The sequence below is a fragment of the Streptomyces sp. NPDC015130 genome, from assembly GCF_043080005.1.
GTDB lineage: Bacteria > Actinomycetota > Actinomycetes > Streptomycetales > Streptomycetaceae > Streptomyces.
This window is the reverse complement of sequence record NZ_JBIBVC010000012.1, coordinates 186,507-206,221: the sequence shown is the minus strand read 5'-3', so window position 1 is coordinate 206,221 and position 19,715 is coordinate 186,507. Positions and strand designations below refer to the sequence as shown.

Below are 19,715 nucleotides of genomic sequence, written 5' to 3'. Positions count from 1 at the left end.
AGGCCCCGGGACACCGTCCCGAGGCCTGCGAGCCGGGTGGCCCCTAGTCGGTGTCCTCCCCATCTTCCTCGTCCAGGTCCCACTCCAGGGAGTCGGGGTCGTACTCGACCTCCTCGGTGCTCCAGGAGGCCTGGACCATCTCGATCCCGGGGACGCCCCGGATCAGGTCGAGGGGCTCGACGAGGTAGGCGAGGGCCTCGGCGCCGTCCTCGCGGGCGGCGGCGCGGGCCTGGACACGCTCCTCCTCGGGCATGAACTCGTCGCCGTCGATCCGGCTCTCGGCGGCCTCGATCAGCTCGGCGGGACCGTCGATCTCCAGGACCAGATCGACACGAAGGCGGACGAAGCGCGGTGTCTCGGAAGTACTCATGCGTCGGAGCGTAGGGTCAGCGGGCTCCCGGCTTTCCCGCGACCCGCTGTGTTCATTAGCATCTCAGGACCGACCGATGTCGCGGTTTCCGCAAGGGGGATCGAAATTTCCGTGTCCGCCGCCCGACGCCCACTTCTCACCGCCACCGCGGCGGGAACTCTGCTGTGCGCCCTGTGGTTCGTACCGTCCGCCAACGCCACCGACGAGCAGGACGGGGTACAGGTCGGGATCGGGATCGTCCACGAGGACCCGGCCGCGGACGACGCGCGGCTCGCGGAGACCGGAAACCCGGACACGACGCCGTACCTGATCGGCGGGACGGGGTTCCTGGGGGTCGGCGCGGCCTTCGTGGCCCTGGCGATGAGACAGGGGGGCCGGGTCTACTGATCCGTCCCCCAGCACTGAGCGCGTACGCCGAAGGCCCGTCCGGACGTCCGGACGGGCCTTCGGCGTGCGTGGGCGACTACTGCCGCCCTAGGCCAGCGTCCCGGTGACGGGCTCGACGGCGGCGACGAGCTTCCCCTCGGCGACGAAGGCGTCGGCGGCGGCCAGGTCGGGCGCGAGGAAGCGGTCCGGGCCGGGGCCCTCGACACCGGCGGCGCGCAGCGCCTCGATGGCGGCCTGGGAGGCGGGCGCCGGGGTGAGGCCCTCGCGGAGCTCGATGCCCCGGGTCGCGGCGTACAGCTCGACCGCGATGATCCGGTTCAGGTTGCCGATCGCGGTGCGCAGCTTGCGGGCGGCGGACCAGCCCATGGAGACGTGGTCCTCCTGCATGGCGGAGGACGGGATGGAGTCGGCGGAGGCCGGGACGGCGAGCCGCTTCATCTCGCTGACCAGGGCGGCCTGCGTGTACTGGGCGATCATCAGGCCCGAGTCGACACCGGCGTCCTCGGCGAGGAACGGCGGCAGGCCGTGCGAGCGGTTCTTGTCGAGGAGCCGGTCGGTGCGGCGCTCGGCGATCGAGCCGAGGTCGGCGGCGGCGATCGCGAGGAAGTCGAGGACGTACGCGACGGGGGCGCCGTGGAAGTTGCCGTTGGAGGCGACGCGGCCGTCGGCGAGGACGACCGGGTTGTCGACGGCGGCGGCGAGCTCGCGCTCGGCGACGAGCAGGGCGTGGGCCATGGTGTCGCGGCCGGCGCCGGCGACCTGCGGGGCGCAGCGCACCGAGTAGGCGTCCTGGACGCGGGGCGCCTCACCGGCGAGGGCGTGCCCCGTCAGTCCCGAGCCCTTGAGCACGGCCAGCATGTTGGCGGCGGAGGCGGCCTGGCCGGGGTGCGGGCGGATGGCGTGCAGCTCCGGCTCCAGGACCTTCTCGGTGCCGAGGAGGGCTTCGAGGGAGAGCGCGGCGGTGATGTCGGCCGACTTGTAGAGGGTGTCGAGGTCGGCGAGGGCCATGACCAGCATGCCGAGCATGCCGTCGGTGCCGTTGAGGAGGGCGAGGCCCTCCTTCTCCTTGAGCTCGACGGGCGCGATGCCGTGCGCGGCGAGCAGCTCGCCGGCGGGCCGCAGCTCACCGTCGGGGCCCTCGGCGTCCCCTTCGCCCATGAGAGCGAGGGCGCAGTGGGAGAGCGGCGCGAGGTCGCCGGAGCAGCCGAGGGAGCCGTACTCGTGGACGACGGGGGTGATGCCGGCGTTGAGGACGTCGGCCATGGTCTGCGCGACCTCGGGGCGGACGCCGGTGTGACCGGAGGCGACGGTCTTGAGCCGGAGGAACATCAGCGCGCGCACGACCTCGCGCTCGACGCGCGGGCCCATGCCGGCGGCGTGCGAGCGGACGATGTTGCGCTGGAGCTGGGCACGGAGCTCGTGGCTGATGTGCCGGGTGGCGAGCGCGCCGAAGCCGGTGGAGACGCCGTAGACGGGTTCGGGCTTGGCGGCGAGGGCGTCGATCACGTCCCGGGCGGCGGAGAGGGCGCGCACGGCCTCGGTCGACAGCTCGACGCGGGCGCCGTGGCGGGCGACGTCGATGACATCCTGCGGGGTCGTGCCGGACGTGCCGAGGACGACTGTCTGCATATCCATATTCAGCACCCTACGGACTGAAGACCGACCTGTCACTAGGTGATTTTGTCACCGGCTCGCCAGGGGACGGCCCCTTACCGACCGACGACTGCCGAGTCGGTGATCACTGGTGGGCTTCCAGTCTGCCGCGCGGAGCCGTCAGCGGCGCAGGATGCGGCGCCGGAGGGGGCGCCGGAGGGGCGGCTGGCGGCGTGCACGACAGGACCTAGGGTCCTCCCCATGCAGCGAACCACCCCGCCCCGCCCACTCGACGTCGAGGCGCTCTTCCCGGAACTCGCCGCCCACCGGGGCACGACCACCCGCCTCCACCCGCGCCCGGGCCGGCCCGACGTGTCGGCGAGCTCGGTCGGCGGACCGATGCTGTGGCCGGCGGACGAAGCGTGGCCGGTGTGCACGGAGCCGCACGGCCGGGGACGGGGGCGGCGTCCGGCGGACGTCCGCGCGGAGCGCGAGCTGATGGCCGAGGCGTGGGCGCGGAACCCGTACGAGGGCCTGACGGACGAGGAACGGCACCGCGTGGAGGAGCTGCGCCGCGAGCACCGGGCGCCGGAGGTGGCCGACACCGATCCGCTGCCCCTGCTCGCCCTCGCGCAGCTGTACGCGCGGGACGTCCCGGACCTCCCGCCGGGCCCGGACGGCGCCGACCTGCTCCAGGTCTTCTGGTGCCCCTTCGACGCGCACGCCCCGACGGGCCATGGCATGCACCTCCAGGTGCGGTGGCGCAGGTCGGCGGAGGTGGACGTGGCGGACGTCCTCACGTCACCGCCGCAACCGCAGCTCGTCGGCTACGAGGGGTACGTCCCCACCCCCTGCGAGCTGCACCCGGAACAGGTCGTCACGTACCCGTTCGCGGGGCTGCTGCCCGAGGACCTGTGCGAGCGGATCGAGGCGTGGGAGGAGGAACTTGAGGAGGAGGCGGCGGAAGCGGACGAGGACGACGCGGTCTCGTACCAGTTCGACCTGTCGATCCCGCCGGGCTGGCAGGTCGGCGGATACGCGTCCTGGCACGTGACGGATCCGTACGCGATGGACTGCGGGAGCTGCGCGACGCCGATGCGCCTGCTGCTGACGGTCGGTACGTCGGAGTGGGGCGGCGGCTACGAGAGCTGGACCCCGATCGAGGAGCGGGGCCTGCGCCCGTACCCGCACGCCGTACCGACCGGGGTCGTCGTGGGCAACCACGGCCGGCTGAACGTCTTCGGCTGCCCGACGAACCCGGACCACGCACCGCGCTGGAGCGTGCAGTAGTAGACGTCAGCCGACGGAGGCCGCGCGCACGGACGCGGTGAAGGCGCCCCAGGCGGCGGGACCGACGACGAGTTCGCCCCGGTCGCGGTCCTTGCTGTCACGGACGAGGACGCGGGGGAGGTTGTCGGCGACCTCGACGCAGGCGTCGTTGTCGTTGCCGCTGTACGTGCTCTTGTGCCAGTTCGGGGAAGTCTCAGTCATCGTGTTCCTTCGCGATCGCGCGCATCAGTTCCAGGGACGCCCGGACGCCCAACGCACCCTGCTGCAAGAGATCATAGACACGCTGGAAACGCATCACCTCGGCTGGTTCTTCGGTGTAGTTGCCGGTGCTGAACCCCTCCGTGTACGCCCCGCGCTCCCCCTTCGGAAGCGTGAGCAGCGCGACCGATCCGGCCACCGGAGTCCCCTTCATGGGGAGCACCTGGATGTTCACGTTGGGGCGGTCGCACATCGCGAGAAGGTGCTCGATCTGCTCCCGCATCACCTGCCCGCCACCCATGTCGCGGCGCAGGGCCGCCTCGTCGAGGACGATCATCATCCAGGGCGGGTCCGGCTGGTCGAGGACGGCCTGCCGCTCCAGTCGCCTGCCGACGAAGCCGCCGATCTGCCCCGAGTCGCCCGCGAGACCCGCCTCCATCGCCGCTCGGGCGTAGCCGGCGGTCTGGAGCAGGCCCGGCACGACGATCGAGAACTCGTGTATGGCGGTGGCTTCGAGCTGCCGCCGCATGTACGTCTTCGCGTAGTCGCGCACGTTCTGGTCGGTGAGGATCTTCACGAGGTTCACCAGAGAGCCGGGCTGAAGGCGCAGGACGATCTCCAGCTTCTTCGCCAGGTCCCGGTCCGGGGGATCCTCACCGCGCTCGATCTCGGACAGCCGGGTGCCGCTGCTGAAGACCTGCTTCGCCACGTACGCCTGCGTCCACTCACGCCCCAGCGTCAGCCGCGCCTCGCGCACCATGTTCCCGAGGTACTGCTCGATGCTGTCCCCGGGATCCAGATCCTGCGCTCCTGGCATATGCCCCGTTCCTCACCTGTGCATGGGAACCCAACTCCTGGAAAGCGTAGGGGCGGTCACGCCATCGTGGAGGGCGTCCGGTGGAGATCCATCAGAAAGTGAGCGGCCCATGCGCACCCCCACACCCACACCCCCCACCCGCCCCGTCACCGAGCCGGAGGCGGCGCGGGTCTACCGGGAGCTGAAGGCCGCGATGGACTCCGCCGGGCTTCCCACCGACGGCCTCTACCGAGACGTGACGCACGGCGGCCCGGGCGGGGACGTCCACCGGTACGGGCTCGGGACCGTCGGCCTGGGCGGCGCTCAGCGGCTCACCGCCCTCCTCCGTACCGCCACCGCCACCACCACCGCCCGGCGCACCCCGTGAGGTACCGCGTGGGGGACGTGGTGATCGACGCGCAGCGGGCGCTGACGGGGCAGGTGCTGGGGGTGCAGGGGACGTCGCTGACGCTGGTCCGCCCGAGCGGCTACCTCTGGGAGGCGGCGGTCGACCAGTGTTGGCTCGCGAGCCCCGAGGAGCGGGCGAGCCTGACGCCGCGGGGGGCGGTGCGGGTCATCAGCACGTCGGCGCCGGTGCGCGGCGGCGGCGCGTAGGAGGGCCCGGCGAGCGGGACACCACCGCCGAACAGGCACCGGCTCCACCTCGCGGGGCGGGTCTCCGGCCGACGCCGGAGACCCGTTCGGCGCGAGGCTGCCGGCGGGGCGACGGCCCGGGCCGACTTCCGGCCGATCGGCCGGAGCGGACCACGCGCAGCGCCGCACACGATGCCGACGACAGCTCACCCGTACGACACGGCCGATCGTGCACCTGCGCCTCCGCCCCGTCGCCGGGCGCCCCCACGGCTCGGGGGACCACCCCCGGGACGGACCCCACCCCGTTCGAGTGGCGACCACACCCTGCCCGCACCCCGGAGACCCCCGCCTGACCAGGCGCGACGGCCCCCACGCCACGAACTGGCCGAGAACACCCCGATGCGGCACGCGCCCTCTGGAAGATCGCCTTCCACATCTGCCTGAATGCGGAGAGTGACGTCTCGCTCACCCTCCAGCTTCAGACGAAAGGGCACAGCCATGTCCCCCATGCCCCCGGCCACGCGGAACACGAAGAAGTCCCGCCTGGCACGACGACTGACCGCCGCCGCCGTAGCGCTGGGCGGCTGCCTGGCGCTCGCCGGCCCGGCCGCGCACGCGGGCGCGGCGCCCGCCGACCCCGTACCGACCGTCTTCTTCGGCGACTCGTACACCTCCAACTACGGCATCGCCCCCTTCCACCAGGACGACGTCAACAGGCTCTTCTGCTTCCGGGCGAACGAGAACTACCCCGCCGTCGCCACCCGGCGCCTCGCGGACAAGGGCGTCACGCTCACCCTCCAGTCGGACGTCTCCTGCGGAGGCGCGACCGTCCGCCACTTCCGGGAGGAGCAGGAGACGTTCCCCGGCACCGACCTGAAGGTCCCGGCGCAGCAGGAGGCACTCAAGGGCGACACGCGGCTGGCCGTGGGCAGCCTGGGCGGCAACACACTGGGCTTCACCCGCATCCTCAAGCAGTGCTCCGACAGGCTCCGGGCCCCGGAGAACGCCCTGCTGCCCGGAACGCCCGTGGACGAGGACGAACCGGCCGCGAAGTGCGCCGAGTTCTTCGGGTCCGGGGACGGGAAGGAGTGGCTGGACGCCCGGTTCGAGCAGGTCGAATGGGACCTGGAGGAACTGCTCGACCGCATCGCGTACTTCGCCCCCGACGCCGGGCGCGTCCTGGTCGGCTACCCCCGGCTCGTGCCCGAGGACACCGCCGCGTGCCTGACCGCCGCACCCGGCCAGACGGAACTGCCGCTCGTGGACATCCCCCAGGACGCCCTGCCGCTCCTGGACCGGATCCAGAAGCGCCTGAACGACGTCACGGCGAAGGCCGCCGCCGACGCGGGCGCCGACTTCGTGGACCTCTACGCCGAGACCGGCGCCAACACGGCCTGCGCCGGCGCAGAACGGGGCATCGGCGGCCTGCTGGAGCCCTCCCAGGTCGCGCTCGGTGAGCAGAAGCTGCCCTTCTACGCCCACCCCAACGAGAAGGGCCGCGACCTCCAGGCCGAGCACGTGGCCGACAAGGTCGAGGAGGCCCTCAACCGGTAGGGCCCGGACGGCCGTCGCCCCGGGAGGGCTCACACCTACGAGGCGGGAGCCCTCCCCGCGTACGCCCGGCGCACGGACCGGCGCACAGGCCCGCGTGCGGGCGGCCCGGGCCGGTGTTAACGGGTGTGTACACCTACCTGGGCCAAGGTGGCCCCCTTCGTGTGAACTCCCGTATCCGTGACTGTCGGTGACCGTCACTCACTCCCTAGGGTCGGTTGGAGGTCAGCCGAACGGCGAACCCGTGCACGACCGAAGGAGTCAACTCATCATGTCCGCACCCGTCGTTGACATCTGGGGACCGATCTCCCCCGAGCCCCGCGTCGCGACTCCCACCGCCCCCGATCCTCACGATGAGTGGCCTCTCAACGGCGGAACCGCCTGGGTCTACTACAGCCCGCTGAACCGCCGGCAGCTCGTCCGGCCCGTCATCCTCTCCGACGGCTTCTCCAACGGCACGAGCGAGCTCGACACGCTCTGGCACGGCCTGGAGGAGAACGGCGACTACCGCTTCATCTCCGAACTCCACGCCACCGGCCGGGACGTCATCATCCTCGGCTACAACGACCGGACGGCGCCGATCAAGGACAACGCCGAGACCGCCATCGACTGCATTCGCCGCGCCCTCGCCGAGCGGGTGGGCCGCGCGAAGCTGGTCGTGGGCGGCTTCAGCATGGGCGGCCTGGTCACCCGTTATGCCCTGGCCAAGATGGAGCAGGACCCCTCCCTTCCCGACCACGAGACGGCCGTCCACCTCTCGTACGACTCGCCTCACCAGGGCGCCTGGCTCCCCGTCTCCCTCCAGGCGTTCGTCCACTTCGCGGCGGACAACTTCAGCGACGACCCTGTCGTCGGGGATTCCCTCCGCCTCTTCTCCGGCCTGCTCAACAGCCCCGCCGCGAAGCAGATGGCGCGCTGGTACATCGCGAAGGCCGACGACACCCCGGCACCGGCGGCGGAGCGGGTGGCCTTCCTCAGGGAGCTCGAAGAGCTCGGGGGCTGGCCGCGGAATCTCCGCAGGATCGGCGTCGCCAACGGCGTGGACACCGGCAACGGCAACGGCATCCAGCCCGACGCGACCGCGGTCCGGGGCAACGGCCTGACCCTGACCGACACCTGGCTCAAGACCCAGGCCCAGGGCGACCAGGTCGTCGCCCGCCTGCAGAAGAAGGACGGGGAGCCGTTCCCGGTCCACACGAGCGGGCTGCCCGAGATCGACGGTGCGCCCGGCGGCCTGTTCACCCTGCCGCTGCCGGACGGCACCGACCCCGGCAGCTTCGGCCTGATCGGCCTCCTCATGCTGGGTCTGCGCAACGTCGTGGACAAGGACCGCATCCCCACGTCCTGCTTCATCCCCAGCATCAGCGCCGTCGCCGCCGGTGAGATCGCCGACCAGCAGGCGCTCTACAAGCCGATCACCCCGGACGCCAGCGAACTCGACGCCTTCGTGTGCGCCAGTCGCAACGAACCGCACACCACCATGACCGAGGAACTCGGCGCCTGGATCGTGAACGAGATCGTCTCCAGCAGCTGATTCTGCGCCCCGGGGTGGGCGGGCCGAGCCGCCACCGGCCCGCCCTCCCCGACGCGTCACTCGTCCGGGCGGTCTTCACTCTGCGTGTCGTCGCGGGCATATGCCGTGCGGTACGTTCGCAACAAATCGGCCCCCGCCGACGGCTGCAACCGTCCGCGAGGGCCTGAACCACCAGTGGAAAAGAGGTCCACCCGTGATCTACCGCAACTTTATCGCGCCCTCGCGCGACTTCACCCAGCTGACCAACGCCCTCATCCGGCATCCGCGTCTCGACTCCCACGCGACACGCCTCCTGACCTGGCAGCTCTCCCTCCCCGCCCACGCCCGCGAAACCCTCTCCGAGACCGCCAAACGTGCCCGGATCGGGGCCACTTCGTTCGCCACGGCCAAGCGGCAGCTCAAGGCCGAGGGGTACGTGCACGAGCGCCGGGTCCAGCTGGCCGGCGGGCTCTGGGCCACCCAACAGCTCGTCTCCAGCACGCCGTTACGCCCCGAGGAAGCCGCAAAGCTCTTCGCCCGGATGCCCGCCCACGCCGGCATCGAGCGGGTCTATCCGCAGGTGGCGCCGAGTGCCCGCCCTCCGGCCGTCGGTCGTCCGGCGGGCCCGTCGACCGACGGTCATCCAGAGAGAACACCCGAGGGAAAGACCTCCAACCGTCCGCCGGAACCGAAACCGGAACCGGAACCGGAACCGGAGGAAGAACGGGCACCCAGCCCCGACCCCGACCCCCAACCCATTGAAGAAGCCCGCGCCCTCGTCGGCTCCCTCCCCCTCCTCTCCCCCGCCCTCCGGCACATCCCGCCCGGCATGCGCGACGAACTCGCCCTCCTCGTCGCCCGCTGGCTCTCCGCCGGACACACCTCCGCCGACATCCACGAGCACATCCGGCGCGGCCTGCCCGGCTCCGGCACTCCCGTACAGCGGCCAGGGGGGCTCGTGCGGTACCTGCTGCGGGACGTGCCGCACCTCACCCCGCCGCCACCGGCCCCGCACGGGCCTCCGCGCCTCTCCGCGCGTCTCGAAGGCACCGTGGAGTGCGCCGGGGGACACACCCAGCCCATGCTCTTCCGGCCCGTCGCCGACGAGGTCCTCTGCCCGGACTGCGCGCCACCGGACCCCGGCCCCGTGCCCCCTCAGGGCTCCTGAGGCGGCGGGGGCGCGTCGCGGAAGCGGCGGCGGTCGCGGGCTCCCGGCGGGGCGTCGGCCAGCCGGATGACCGTGCCGTCCCGGCCCGCCACCACCGGCTTCGCCGAGCGCGCGGCCTTCGCCTGGTACTGGGCCGCGTCCGCGAGCCGGAAGAGGCGGCGCGCCGACCTGAGCGGACCGATGGGGTCGCCCGTGGACGCGACCCCGCAGGCCACGCCCTCGCCCAGCTCCAGCTCCGCCGCCCGTCCGCAGAGCTCCTCGGCGACCGCGACGACCTCGTCCGCCGTCGGGCCGACCGTGAGGAGGCAGAACTCGTCGCCGCCGAGGCGGGCCGCGAGCGCGCCGGGGAGCCGGGCCCCGCAGCGGGAGAGGACCGAGCCGAAGCGTTCGAGGAGCCGGTCGCCGACGGCGTGGCCGTGGGTGTCGTTGACGCGCTTGAGGCCGTTCAGGTCGCAGACCAGGAGGCTCACGACGGAGCCGTCGGCCCGGTAGCGCTCGATGGCCTCGTCCAGGCGGGTGTCGACGGCCCGCCGGTTGGCGAGCCCGGTGAGCGGGTCGGTGAAGGCCAGCTTGCGGACCTCCTCCAGGCGCTCCGCCTGGGCGACGCCGGCCGCGACGACCGCCGCGAGAACGGTCGCGAAGTCGGCGTCCGCCCGGGTGAAAGGTTTCGCCGCCGGTGGCCGTGCCACGTACAGCTCGCCCCAGGCCCGGCCGTGCAGCACGATCGGGGCGACCACGCAGCAGCCCCGGCCGCGCCTGCGCAGGCCCGTGACGCGGCCGGTCGGGACGCGGTCGTCGGCCGTCTCCACCCAGGCGTCCGGCTCGCCGCCGCCCGCCCACCGCTCGTGGAGGAACTCGGTGATCTCGGGGAACTGGTGCACCGGGTACGTCTCCGAGTCCGGGAACTCCTCCTCGCCCACGGCCCGCTCCCCGGCGTTGACCAGGACCTTGAGTCTGCCGTGGTCCCGCTCCCAGACGGAGAGTGCGGCGAAGGTCCCGTCGAGACCGTCGCAGGAACCGAGCGCCGCCGCCCGCCAGAACTCGCGTGGAGTGTGCGCCGCCGCCATCCCCTGCGCCAGCGCCACTACGGCCCGCAGCCGTACGTCCTCACCCATTCCTCCAGCTTAGGGAGGTTTGACCCGTTTTCCCCTGCGAGACGTCACAGTAAGTGACATTTAGTACAAACAGGGATGAACAGGGAAGGTCACTCCCCCGGCCACGCCGGCTTCCGCTTCTCGTTGAACGCCGCCACGCCCTCCGCCCGGTCCCCCGAGAACGCCACCGAGCGCCACGCCGCGTCCTCGACCTCCAGGCCGGCCCGCAGGTCCAGGCCCTGGCCGAGCCGCATGGCCTTCTTCGCGGCGCGCAGGCCGACCGGCGAGTTGACCGCGATACGGCCGGCCAGCTCCAGGGCGCCCGTGCGCGCGTCCTCCGCCAGGAGGTCGACGAGACCCAGCTCGCGGGCCTCCTCCGCCTCGACGCGGCGCGCAGTGAAGACCAGCTCGGCGGCGCGCGCCGCGCCGACCCGGCGCGGGAGGAGCTGCGTACCGCCGCCGCCGGGGATGACGCCGACGGAGACCTCGGGGAGGCCGACGACGGCGGTGGCGTCGGCGACGATCACGTCGCAGGCGAGGGCCAGCTCGAAGCCGCCGCCGAGGGCGAAGCCGTGCACGGCGGCGACGGTCGGCATCGGGAGTTCGAGGACGCCGGTGTAGGCGGCGCGGGCGGTCGGGCGCTGGCGGACGAGCTCGGCGTCGGTGAAGGAGTTGCGCTCCTTGAGGTCGGCGCCGACGCAGAAGGCCCGGTCGTTCGAGGAGGTGAGGACGGTGACGCGGACGGAGGCGTCGGCGGCGAGCGCGTCGCAGGCCGCGCCGAGGGAGCGGGCCATCTCGGAGGAGACCGCGTTCATGGCCTTGGGCCGGTCGAGGACCAGTTCGGCCACGTGGCCGTCCTTCCGGACCACCACGAACTCACCAAAACGCTGCTCGGACATGCCGCAGACCCTCCCGACCCGCTCGGGCCCGTTAACGACGGTTAACGGGCGTTCACCCGAGATCCTAATTCGGCCGACGGGTCAGGAGCCAGGGCTCGACGACACCGAGGCCTCGTACCGGCCTCTGCCACATGGGCTGGAGCGCGAAGCGGTAGCGCGCCGCCTCGCGGCCCTCCTTCTCGGCGCGGGCCGCCTCCTCGGCGGCCTCCGTCTCGGAGGCGGGCGCGTCCCCGGCCCTGGACAGCTCCGCCGCGAGCGCGCCGTCGACCAGTACGGCGTCCTTCGGAGCTATCGACGTGAGGCGGCTGGCGAGGTTCACGGTCGTGCCGAAGACGTCGCCCATGCGGGTGGTCACCGTGCCGAAGGCGATGCCGACGCGCAGGGCGGGCATCGTCTCGTCGTGGCCGAGGGTCTCGATGAGCCGGAGGGCGATCTCGGCGGCGGTGCCGGGGTCGTCGGCGCAGTAGAGGACCTCGTCGCCGAGGGTCTTGATGAGCCGGCCGCCGTGTGCGGCGACGAGGTCGGCGCAGGTCGTCTCGAAGGCCTCGACGAGCTCGCCGAGCTCCTCCTCCTCCAGGCGGCGGGTGAGCCGGGTGAAGCCGACGAGGTCCGCGAAGCCGACGGCGAGCCGACGGTCGACCATCTCCTCGTCGTCGGCGGCCTGCACGAGCACGCGGCCGGTGGCGGCGGCGAGCTGCCGCCGCCACACGTAGATCAGGAACTCCTCCAGCTCGGGCAGGAGCAGCTCGACGAGGGGGTATGTCACCTCGGTGCGGGTCATGCCGGGCTCGGGCGGCTCGGTGAGGCCCTCCAGGAAGGAGTCGATCTGCCACTCGGCGAGCCGGGCGGTGGTCTGGCCGGTGGAGCGGGCGACCTGGACGGCCATGGGCTCGCTGAGCAGTCCGGCCTCGACGAGGCCGGCGAGGCGGCGCAGGGCGAGGACGTCGGCCTCGGTGAGGGCCTTGGCCTGGCCGATGTCGGCGAAGCCCATCGCACGCCAGAAGCGGGAGGCGAGCTCCATGGAGACGCCGGCGGTGCGGGCGGCCTGGAAGGGCGTGTAGCGGCGGTCGGCACCGAGGATCAGCTGTTCCAGCCGGATGGCGAGCGGGTCGTCGCTCGGCTCGGCCGTGTGGTCGACCTCGTGGTGCGGGGTGGGGTACGTGGGCGGTTCGGGGGTGGGGTTCGCGGGTGGCTCGGCGCCGTCGCCCGTGTTCGCGTCGTCGACGGTCACCGGCCGCCTCCTGCCCGTTCCCTGCCCACTTGTCCTGCCGATCTGTCGCCTGGATCGCGCTCCACGATACGGCAGGTGTGGAATGGCTCACGCCTGAACGGCGAGCCATTCCGTCCCGCGGCCGGGTGTCCGGCCCGTCCCCGCACCTCGCGCGCCGTCAGGCGGGTGTCCGCAGGTGGACGATGTCGCCCGCGCCGACGGCCTCCGTGCCGCCGCCCTCCGTGGCGACGACGAGCCGTCCGTCACCGTCCAGGGCGACGGCCTCGCCCTCCAGCATCCGCTCGCCGGGCAGGTCGGCCCGGACGCGGCGGCCGAGGGTCGCGCAGCCGGCCGCGTAGGCCGCCTGGAGGCCGGAGGCGGCGGGATCGCCGTCGGCCCGTACCCAGTCGCCGTACCACTGCTCCAGGGAGCGCAGGACGGCCCGCAGGAGGGGGTCGCGGTCGGTGGAGACGGCGCCGGCCAGGAGGAGGGAGCCGGCCGTCGGGACGGGGAGCTCGTCCTCGCGGAGGGTGACGTTGATGCCGAGGCCGACGACGATGCCGTCCTCGCCGGCGCGCTCGGCGAGGATGCCGCCGGTCTTGCGCTCCTCGTCGCCGACGGAAACCAGCAGGTCGTTCGGCCACTTGAGGGACATGTCGGTCCCGGCGGCCTTCGCGAGGCCTGTCGCGGCGGCCACGCCGGTGAGCAGCGGGAGCCAGCCCCAGCGGTGCACGGGGACGTCCGGCTTGAGCAGGACGGAGAGGAAGATTCCGGAGCGGGCGGGGGCCGTCCAGCTGCGGTCGAGGCGGCCGCGGCCGGAGGTCTGCTCCTCGGCGACGAGCACCGCGCCTTCGGGCAGCTCGTCGGCGCGGGCGGCGAGGTCGCTGTTGGTGGATCCGGTGGTGGTGACCACGTCGAGCGAGGTCCACAGAGCCTCGGGCTGTACGAGCGCGCGGCGCAGGGCGGGGGCGTTCAGCGGGGGCCGGTCGAGGTCGGACCAGGGCCGGTCGGAGCCTTGAGAGGTCGTCATGCAAGCCAGAGTAGGTGTGGCAAAGACCGCAGTGCCGAACCGTATCGGCGTCGATACGCTACGGGTCAGTAGGCCAGCAGTAGCCCATTCGTAGTCAACGAACCCCCCGTGACCAGGCAGGGAGCCGCATCCCGATGTCCGAGCCGGCAGAGCAGTACGAGATCGACATTCACACGACCGCGGGCAAGATCGCGGACCTCAAGCGCCGTATCGACGAGGCCACGCACGCCGGCTCGGAGCGCGCGGTGGAGAAGCAGCACGCGAAGGGCAAGCTGACCGCGCGCGAGCGGATCGCCCTGCTCCTCGACGAAGGGTCCTTCGTCGAGCTGGACGAGCTGGCCCGACACCGGTCGACCAACTTCGGTCTGGAGAAGAACCGCCCGTACGGAGACGGTGTCGTCACCGGCTACGGCACGGTCGACGGCCGTCCGGTGGCCGTGTTCTCGCAGGACTTCACGGTCTTCGGCGGGGCGCTCGGCGAGACGTACGGCCAGAAGATCATCAAGGTGATGGACTTCGCGCTGAAGACGGGCTGCCCCGTCATCGGCATCAACGACTCCGGTGGCGCGCGCATCCAGGAGGGTGTGAGCGCGCTCGGCATGTACGGCGAGATCTTCCGCCGCAACACCCACGCGTCCGGGGTGATCCCGCAGATCTCCCTGATCGTCGGCCCGTGCGCGGGCGGCGCGGTGTACTCGCCCGCGATCACCGACTTCACGGTGATGGTGGACCAGACCTCGCACATGTTCATCACCGGACCGGACGTCATCAAGACGGTGACCGGCGAGGACGTGGGCTTCGAGGAGCTGGGCGGCGCCCGGACGCACAACTCGACCTCGGGTGTGGCCCACCACATGGCGGGGGACGAGAAGGACGCCATCGAGTACGTGAAGTCACTCCTGTCGTACCTGCCGTCGAACAACCTCTCCGAGGCGCCGGCCTTCCCGGAGGTCGCGGAGACCGAGGTGACGGACGAGGACCGCGAGCTCGACACGCTGATCCCGGACTCGGCCAACCAGCCGTACGACATGCACAAGGTCATCGAGCACGTCCTCGACGACGGCGAGTTCCTGGAGACGCAGGCGCTGTTCGCGCCGAACATCGTGACGGGCTTCGGCCGGGTCGAGGGCTTCCCGGTCGGTGTCGTCGCCAACCAGCCGATGCAGTTCGCCGGCTGCCTCGACATCAACGCCTCGGAGAAGGCGGCGCGGTTCGTCCGGACGTGCGACGCCTTCAACATCCCGGTGCTGACCTTCGTCGACGTCCCCGGCTTCCTGCCGGGTGTGGACCAGGAGTACGGCGGCATCATCCGGCGCGGCGCGAAGCTGATCTACGCGTACGCCGAGGCGACCGTCCCGCTGATCACGGTCATCACCCGGAAGGCCTTCGGCGGCGCGTACGACGTCATGGGCTCCAAGCACCTGGGCGCCGACCTGAACCTGGCGTGGCCGACCGCGCAGATCGCGGTGATGGGCGCGCAGGGCGCGGTCAACATCCTGCACCGCCGGACGATCACCGAGGCGGAGGACCAGGATGCCGAGCGGGCGCGGCTGATGCAGGAGTACGAGGACGCCCTGCTGAACCCGTACATCGCGGCCGAGCGCGGCTACATCGACGGTGTGGTCATGCCTTCGGACACCCGCCCGCAGATCGTGAAGGGGCTGCGTCAGCTCCGCACGAAGCGGGAATCCCTTCCCCCGAAGAAGCACGGCAACATCCCGCTGTAGCCGCGTACGAGCGATAGAGGAGCCGTTGTGATCAAGGTCGTACGAGGAAATCCGACGCCCGAGGAGCTGGCCGCCGCACTGGCGGTGGTCCAGGCCCGGGCCGCGGCCACGGCGGCGGCGTCCGCCGAGGGCGGCGGCCCGGCCGTACCGGAAGGGTGGTCGGATCCCTCGCGGATCGCACGTGCGGTACGGCACCGGCCGGGCCCCAGGGCCTGGGCCAGGTCGTACTGGCCCGTGTAGCCGTCGGATGCCGGAAGGCCGGACCCCGTGTGCGGGGGGTCCGGCCTTTCGCGTGCCCCGGGCTCTTCGTGCGCCCGGGGCCGTTCGGGTGGTCTTCTCCTCGTGCTCCCCGTGAGGGGCGCTCACGTACGGCGGAGGAAGACGCCGGCGAGTACGGCTCCGGCGGCGACGATCGCGGCGTTGACGAGGACCGCGAGGCCGATGCCGTCGAGGAGGACGGGCGCGGTGACGACGACGGCGCTCATGATCGGCGTGCCCATGGTGATGCCGATCTGCTGGGTCATGGTCGCGAGGCCGGTCGCCATGCCCTGCTCGCCGTCGGGGATGCCCGAGGTGGCGGTGACCATGAATCCGACGATCGCGAGCATGTTGCCGACGCCGCCGGCGAAGGTCGCGGCGAGCAGCAGTCCGAGGCCGCCGCGGTCGTCGCCGAGCCCGTACAGGGCGAGGGTGGCCGCGGCCTGGAGGAGGCCGCCGGCGATCAGGGCGGAGCGGGCGCCGAAGCGGCCGATGAAGCGGGAGGCGAGGACGCCGCCGAGGATCGTGCCGGCGCCGAGGACGCCGAAGGACAGGCCGGCGGCGAGCGGCGAGAAGCCCAGGACGTCCTGGAGGTACAGCGTCATGAGGAAGACCAGCGAGGTCTCGGTGACGAAGGCGACGAGCCCGGCGAGGTTGCCCCAGACGACGGTGCGGCGCTTCAGGACGTGGACGGGGACGAGCGGTGAGGCGGCGCGCCGTTCGACGAGGACGAAGGCGACGAGGAGGGCGGCCCCGGCGGCGAGGGCGGTGAGCGCGGTGGGGTCGGTCCAGCCGTGCTCGCCGGCGACGGTGAGGCCGTAGACGAGGGCCAGGAGTCCGCCGGTGACGGTGACCGCGCCGGGGACGTCGAGGCGGGGGCGGACGGCGGGGCGGCTCTCGCTCAGGACGGCGGGGGCGACGAGGAGGACGGCGAGGGCGACCGGCACGTTGACGAAGAACGCCCAGCGCCAGGAGAGCAGGTCGGTGAGGACGCCGCCGAGGATCGCGCCGGTGGTGAAGCCCGCGGACATGAGGGCGCCGTTGAGGCCGAGGGCCTTGGCGCGCAGCGGGCCCTCCGGGAAGGAGGCGGTGAGCAGGGAGAGCCCGGCGGGGGTGACGGCGGCGGTGGCGAGGCCCTGGGCGACCCGGGCGGCCATGAGCATCTCGGGGCCGGTGGCGAGGCCGCCGACGAGCGAGGAGACGCCGAGGAGGGCCATGCCGCCGAGGAAGAGGCGGCGGCGGCCGATCAGGTCGGCGACGCGCCCGAAGAGGAGGGTGAATCCGGCGGCGGCGAGGGCGAAGGCGGTGGCGATCCACTGGAGGCCGCCGAGGGTGAAGCCGAGTCCCTGACCGATGACGGGCAGGGCCACGTTCAGGATCGAGAAGTCGACGGCCAGCATGAACTGGGCGAGGAGGAGCACGACGAGGACGAGCCGCATCCGGCCGGTCATCCGGTCCTCGGCGCGTTCGGTGGGGGTGGGGAGATCCAGGGCGACCATGCGTACAACCCCTTAATGGGAAGCTGGTTCCGTTAAGATGTCCCGTACCGTAGCAGAGTCGATGGACTTAATGGAACAGGAGACCCGTTTGACTGAGAGCCGACCGGCCTCGCCCGGCACCCTGCGCCCCGGCGGCCGCACCGCGAAGGTCCGCGGGGCCGTCCTCGACGCCACCCGGGACGCCCTCGCCGAGACCGGCTTCCACGCCCTGAACATGGACCGCGTCGCCGCGAGCGCCGGCGTCGGCAAGACGACCGTCTACCGCCGCTGGGGCTCCCCCGTCGGCCTGGTCACCGACCTCCTGCACGACATGGCGGAGCAGTCCCTGCCCGCCGCCGACACCGGCGGCCTCGCGGGCGACCTGCGGACCAACGCCGAACTCGTCCGGGACACCCTCACCGACCCCCGGATGGGCGCCGTCTTCCGCGCGGTCATCGCGGCCGCGGCCTGCGACGAGGAGTGCGCCCGCGCCCTCGCCGGCTTCTACCGGACCCGGCTCGCCGAATGGGCCCCGGTCGTCGCCAGGGGCGTGGAGCGCGGCGAGATCCCCGCGGACACGGACCCGGTGGAGCTGCTCCGCGCCGTCTCCGCGCCGCTCTACTACCGCTTCGCCGTCACCCACGAGGAGCTCACCGGGGACGTGGCCGGGCGGGCGGCGGAGGCTGCGCTCGCGGCGGCGCGCGCGGGGGTCTTCGCCCGCGCGTAGCCCCCGGGCGGGCCGGGTGACCCCACCTGCGCCCGAGCGACCCCGGGCGGGCCCGGCGACGCGAATAGTCCTTCGTCACAGGGGCGCTTGAGTATCCGTACTCAGGCGCCCCGGGCGCCCCGCCCGGAGGATCGGAGCATGCTGTGGTCCGACCCGAAGAACCAGCCGCCGAAGTTCCTGCGGGACATGCAGGCGATGCTCAGCCGCACCGGAGTGCTCCTGGCACTGGCGATGGTGGTGGCGATGTTCGTCGTCGGCACGCGATGAGCCGGTGAGCGGCGCCGGTTCGGCGCGAACGGACGCACCGCACTGACTACGCTGGCCCCATGACTGCTGATCCGCGCCGCGTCGTCCTCGCCTCCGCCTCCCCCGCCCGGCTCGGGCTGCTCCGGCAGGCCGGCATCACCCCCGAGGTGATCGTGAGCGGCGTCGACGAGGACAAGGTCCAGGCACCGACCCCGTCCGAGCTCGCGCTCGCCCTCGCGGAGGCCAAGGCCGCCCATGTGGCCGCCCGGCCCGAGGTGTTCGGCGCGCTCGTCATCGGCTGCGACTCGGTCCTGGAGCTCGACGGGCAGGCCCTCGGCAAGCCGGCCGACGCGGCGGAGGCCACCGCGCGCTGGACGTCCATGCGCGGCCGGGTCGGCATCCTCCAGACCGGCCACTGCGTGTACGACACGGCCGCGAAGCGCTACGAGTCGGCGACGGCCTCCACCGTGGTCCGCTTCGGCGAGCCGACGGACGCGGAGATCGCCGCGTACGTGGCGAGCGGCGAACCACTGCACGTGGCGGGCGCGTTCACCCTGGACGGGCGCTCGGCGCCGTTCATCGACGGCATCGACGGCGACCCGGGCAATGTGATCGGCCTGTCGCTGCCGCTGCTGCGCACGCTGCTGCGCAAGCTGGACGTCGAGATCACCGACCTCTGGAGCTGAGCTCCCTAGGGCGTGTTGCGAAAGTCCCGCCTGCCCGACGGCGCCTGGCACGCACGCTCGCCGCGTTGTCGGGATCACCCCGATACCTCCAGTATCGGGGCGACCCTCCGCCTTGCGATCGCACGCACCAGACGCCGCCGGGCCCGCCCTTCGGGCGGCCGGCGCTACTTTCGCAACACGCCCTAGTGCCTCAGACGGCCGCCGGTGCCTCCCCGGGGGCGCCGGCGGCCTCTTCCGTCTTCCCGTACGCCACCAGGGTGAGGACGACGAGTCCGACGACGGCCATGAGGAAGGCGAACGCGCCCCAGCCGAGCAGGCCGACCGCGACCGCGCCGAGGATGCCGTGCACCACCGCGCAGCCGATGAGGAGGCCCCGGCCCGCGCGGCCCGGGCGGCGGTCGCGGACGCCCGCGAGGAGGGCGACGAGGCCGCACAGGACGAGCGCCACGCCCGAGCCGATGCCGAGGCCCCAGGTGCCGGCGACCATCGCGTCGGGGTCCATGCCGTCGAGGGACATCGACTGGGCCTCCACGAAGCCCGCCATGATGCCGTTGATCGCGACGATGCCGGGCGCTTCGAGGAAGAGCACCGCCGCCGTCACGAGGGCTATCGGTCTGCGGGCCACCTCGGCCACCCCCTGGATTCGCCTGTTACCGACAGTACGATCGACTGCGCGAAGGCTACTGGCCGGTAAACCCCCGGACAAGAGTTCGCACACGGACGACAGCGCCCGACCCTCCGGCAAAGAATCACCGGGCCATTCGTAGAGACCCGACAAAGAAACCCGAATGGCGACTGGCCGCACGAACAGAGACCTGCGCCACACCTCGGAGCTACTGTGCCGTAAAGGAACCCTGCGTACCGTGGTGCGACAAGGGAATTCACGACCCGAGCAGGCCC

The 19,715-nt window shown here is 72.4% G+C and carries 22 protein-coding genes; 12 read left to right on the top strand and 10 right to left on the bottom strand.

The annotated features are described in order from the left end of the window. Positions 1-43: 43 nt before the first annotated feature. The gene (locus ACF08F_RS25145; protein ID WP_392300793.1) at positions 44-370 is read right to left on the bottom strand and encodes a hypothetical protein; all 327 of its coding nucleotides are present in this window, start codon (positions 368-370) and stop codon (positions 44-46) included. A 111-nt stretch (positions 371-481) separates the two neighbouring features. Here ACF08F_RS25145 and ACF08F_RS25140 point away from each other — a divergent pair, with 111 nt between their 5' ends. After that, positions 482-757 (top strand): hypothetical protein, encoded by a 276-nt coding sequence (locus tag ACF08F_RS25140; protein WP_392300792.1) that lies wholly within the window; start codon positions 482-484, stop codon positions 755-757. 87 nt (positions 758-844) lie between these two features. On the opposite strand, the gene hutH is transcribed toward ACF08F_RS25140, so the two are convergent. Further along, positions 845-2,386, bottom strand: coding sequence for a histidine ammonia-lyase (hutH, locus tag ACF08F_RS25135; protein ID WP_392300823.1), 1,542 nt, complete (start codon positions 2,384-2,386; stop codon positions 845-847). A 225-nt stretch (positions 2,387-2,611) separates the two neighbouring features. Between hutH and ACF08F_RS25130 the strand changes: the two genes are divergently transcribed. Next, positions 2,612-3,640 (top strand): hypothetical protein, encoded by a 1,029-nt coding sequence (locus ACF08F_RS25130; RefSeq protein WP_392300791.1) that lies wholly within the window; start codon positions 2,612-2,614, stop codon positions 3,638-3,640. A 6-nt stretch (positions 3,641-3,646) separates the two neighbouring features. Here the strand turns inward: ACF08F_RS25130 and ACF08F_RS25125 are convergent, their stop codons facing one another. Both ACF08F_RS25125 and ACF08F_RS25120 read right to left on the bottom strand, forming a co-directional pair. After that, the gene (locus ACF08F_RS25125) at positions 3,647-3,841 is read right to left on the bottom strand and encodes a DUF397 domain-containing protein (protein ID WP_392300790.1); all 195 of its coding nucleotides are present in this window, start codon (positions 3,839-3,841) and stop codon (positions 3,647-3,649) included. Further along, complete coding sequence (locus ACF08F_RS25120; protein WP_392300789.1) at positions 3,834-4,655, bottom strand: Scr1 family TA system antitoxin-like transcriptional regulator; 822 nt, start codon at positions 4,653-4,655, stop codon at positions 3,834-3,836. The genes ACF08F_RS25125 and ACF08F_RS25120 overlap by 8 nt, the downstream gene beginning before the upstream one ends. 109 nt (positions 4,656-4,764) lie before the next feature. Between ACF08F_RS25120 and ACF08F_RS25115 the strand changes: the two genes are divergently transcribed. The 5 genes from ACF08F_RS25115 to ACF08F_RS25095 all read left to right on the top strand — a co-directional run bounded on the left by ACF08F_RS25115 (position 4,765) and on the right by ACF08F_RS25095 (position 9,460). Next, complete coding sequence (locus ACF08F_RS25115) at positions 4,765-5,022, top strand: hypothetical protein (protein ID WP_392300788.1); 258 nt, start codon at positions 4,765-4,767, stop codon at positions 5,020-5,022. Then, complete coding sequence (locus ACF08F_RS25110; RefSeq protein WP_392300787.1) at positions 5,019-5,249, top strand: hypothetical protein; 231 nt, start codon at positions 5,019-5,021, stop codon at positions 5,247-5,249. Before ACF08F_RS25115 ends, ACF08F_RS25110 begins: the two co-directional genes overlap by 4 nt. Positions 5,250-5,726: 477 nt before the next feature. After that, positions 5,727-6,782: an SGNH/GDSL hydrolase family protein gene (locus tag ACF08F_RS25105; RefSeq protein WP_392300786.1), complete on the top strand. Its 1,056-nt coding sequence runs from the start codon at positions 5,727-5,729 to the stop codon at positions 6,780-6,782. 268 nt (positions 6,783-7,050) lie between these two features. Further along, positions 7,051-8,313, top strand: a complete 1,263-nt coding sequence (locus ACF08F_RS25100) for an esterase/lipase family protein (protein ID WP_392300785.1) — start codon at positions 7,051-7,053, stop codon at positions 8,311-8,313. Between the two features lie 193 nt (positions 8,314-8,506). After that, the gene (locus ACF08F_RS25095; protein ID WP_392300784.1) at positions 8,507-9,460 is read left to right on the top strand and encodes a hypothetical protein; all 954 of its coding nucleotides are present in this window, start codon (positions 8,507-8,509) and stop codon (positions 9,458-9,460) included. Here the strand turns inward: ACF08F_RS25095 and ACF08F_RS25090 are convergent. The 4 genes from ACF08F_RS25090 to ACF08F_RS25075 form a co-directional block, all read right to left on the bottom strand. Further along, positions 9,448-10,575 (bottom strand): diguanylate cyclase domain-containing protein, encoded by a 1,128-nt coding sequence (locus tag ACF08F_RS25090; RefSeq protein WP_392300783.1) that lies wholly within the window; start codon positions 10,573-10,575, stop codon positions 9,448-9,450. The two genes, ACF08F_RS25095 and ACF08F_RS25090, sit on opposite strands and share 13 nt — an antisense overlap. Before the next feature lie 89 nt (positions 10,576-10,664). Next, a complete protein-coding gene (locus ACF08F_RS25085; protein WP_392300782.1) occupies positions 10,665-11,453 on the bottom strand; it encodes an enoyl-CoA hydratase/isomerase family protein in 789 nt (262 codons plus the stop codon). A gap of 64 nt (positions 11,454-11,517) precedes the next feature. Continuing rightward, positions 11,518-12,684: an adenylate/guanylate cyclase domain-containing protein gene (locus ACF08F_RS25080; protein ID WP_392300781.1), complete on the bottom strand. Its 1,167-nt coding sequence runs from the start codon at positions 12,682-12,684 to the stop codon at positions 11,518-11,520. 157 nt (positions 12,685-12,841) lie between these two features. Next, the gene (locus ACF08F_RS25075; protein WP_392300780.1) at positions 12,842-13,693 is read right to left on the bottom strand and encodes a biotin--[acetyl-CoA-carboxylase] ligase; all 852 of its coding nucleotides are present in this window, start codon (positions 13,691-13,693) and stop codon (positions 12,842-12,844) included. Positions 13,694-13,827: 134 nt separating this feature from the next. On the opposite strand from ACF08F_RS25075, the gene ACF08F_RS25070 reads away from it, so the two are divergent. After that, on the top strand, positions 13,828-15,420 hold the full coding sequence (locus ACF08F_RS25070) for an acyl-CoA carboxylase subunit beta (RefSeq protein WP_392300779.1): 1,593 nt from the start codon (positions 13,828-13,830) through the stop codon (positions 15,418-15,420). 27 nt (positions 15,421-15,447) lie between these two features. After that, the gene (locus tag ACF08F_RS25065; protein ID WP_189513575.1) at positions 15,448-15,660 is read left to right on the top strand and encodes an acyl-CoA carboxylase subunit epsilon; all 213 of its coding nucleotides are present in this window, start codon (positions 15,448-15,450) and stop codon (positions 15,658-15,660) included. Between the two features lie 122 nt (positions 15,661-15,782). Here the strand turns inward: ACF08F_RS25065 and ACF08F_RS25060 are convergent, their stop codons facing one another. Further along, positions 15,783-17,177, bottom strand: a complete 1,395-nt coding sequence (locus ACF08F_RS25060) for an MFS transporter (RefSeq protein ID WP_392300778.1) — start codon at positions 17,175-17,177, stop codon at positions 15,783-15,785. Between the two features lie 70 nt (positions 17,178-17,247). Between ACF08F_RS25060 and ACF08F_RS25055 the strand changes: the two genes are divergently transcribed. From ACF08F_RS25055 to ACF08F_RS25045, 3 genes are all read left to right on the top strand, one after another. Beyond that, positions 17,248-17,883 (top strand): TetR/AcrR family transcriptional regulator, encoded by a 636-nt coding sequence (locus ACF08F_RS25055; RefSeq protein ID WP_392300777.1) that lies wholly within the window; start codon positions 17,248-17,250, stop codon positions 17,881-17,883. Positions 17,884-18,021: 138 nt separating this feature from the next. Beyond that, positions 18,022-18,150, top strand: coding sequence for a morphogenic membrane protein MmpB (gene mmpB, locus ACF08F_RS25050; protein ID WP_392300776.1), 129 nt, complete (start codon positions 18,022-18,024; stop codon positions 18,148-18,150). Positions 18,151-18,209: 59 nt separating this feature from the next. Beyond that, positions 18,210-18,815: a Maf family protein gene (locus tag ACF08F_RS25045; protein WP_392300775.1), complete on the top strand. Its 606-nt coding sequence runs from the start codon at positions 18,210-18,212 to the stop codon at positions 18,813-18,815. Positions 18,816-19,005: 190 nt separating this feature from the next. Here the strand turns inward: ACF08F_RS25045 and ACF08F_RS25040 are convergent, their stop codons facing one another. Further along, entirely contained in the window at positions 19,006-19,440 is a 435-nt protein-coding gene (locus ACF08F_RS25040; RefSeq protein WP_392300774.1) for a hypothetical protein, read from the bottom strand. Positions 19,441-19,715 lie beyond the last annotated feature (275 nt).

Coding starts and splice junctions, on each gene's coding strand:
- ACF08F_RS25075 (WP_392300780.1), bottom strand. CDS start 13,693: ATGACGACCTCTCAAGGCTCCGACCGGCCCTGGTCCGACCTCGACCGG.
- ACF08F_RS25130 (WP_392300791.1), top strand. CDS start 2,612: ATGCAGCGAACCACCCCGCCCCGCCCACTCGACGTCGAGGCGCTCTTC.
- ACF08F_RS25085 (WP_392300782.1), bottom strand. CDS start 11,453: ATGTCCGAGCAGCGTTTTGGTGAGTTCGTGGTGGTCCGGAAGGACGGC.
- ACF08F_RS25120 (WP_392300789.1), bottom strand. CDS start 4,655: ATGCCAGGAGCGCAGGATCTGGATCCCGGGGACAGCATCGAGCAGTAC.
- hutH (WP_392300823.1), bottom strand. CDS start 2,386: ATGCAGACAGTCGTCCTCGGCACGTCCGGCACGACCCCGCAGGATGTC.
- ACF08F_RS25060 (WP_392300778.1), bottom strand. CDS start 17,177: ATGGTCGCCCTGGATCTCCCCACCCCCACCGAACGCGCCGAGGACCGG.
- ACF08F_RS25125 (WP_392300790.1), bottom strand. CDS start 3,841: ATGACTGAGACTTCCCCGAACTGGCACAAGAGCACGTACAGCGGCAAC.
- ACF08F_RS25090 (WP_392300783.1), bottom strand. CDS start 10,575: ATGGGTGAGGACGTACGGCTGCGGGCCGTAGTGGCGCTGGCGCAGGGG.
- mmpB (WP_392300776.1), top strand. CDS start 18,022: ATGCTGTGGTCCGACCCGAAGAACCAGCCGCCGAAGTTCCTGCGGGAC.
- ACF08F_RS25105 (WP_392300786.1), top strand. CDS start 5,727: ATGTCCCCCATGCCCCCGGCCACGCGGAACACGAAGAAGTCCCGCCTG.
- ACF08F_RS25055 (WP_392300777.1), top strand. CDS start 17,248: ATGGAACAGGAGACCCGTTTGACTGAGAGCCGACCGGCCTCGCCCGGC.
- ACF08F_RS25045 (WP_392300775.1), top strand. CDS start 18,210: ATGACTGCTGATCCGCGCCGCGTCGTCCTCGCCTCCGCCTCCCCCGCC.
- ACF08F_RS25100 (WP_392300785.1), top strand. CDS start 7,051: ATGTCCGCACCCGTCGTTGACATCTGGGGACCGATCTCCCCCGAGCCC.
- ACF08F_RS25070 (WP_392300779.1), top strand. CDS start 13,828: ATGTCCGAGCCGGCAGAGCAGTACGAGATCGACATTCACACGACCGCG.
- ACF08F_RS25115 (WP_392300788.1), top strand. CDS start 4,765: ATGCGCACCCCCACACCCACACCCCCCACCCGCCCCGTCACCGAGCCG.
- ACF08F_RS25145 (WP_392300793.1), bottom strand. CDS start 370: ATGAGTACTTCCGAGACACCGCGCTTCGTCCGCCTTCGTGTCGATCTG.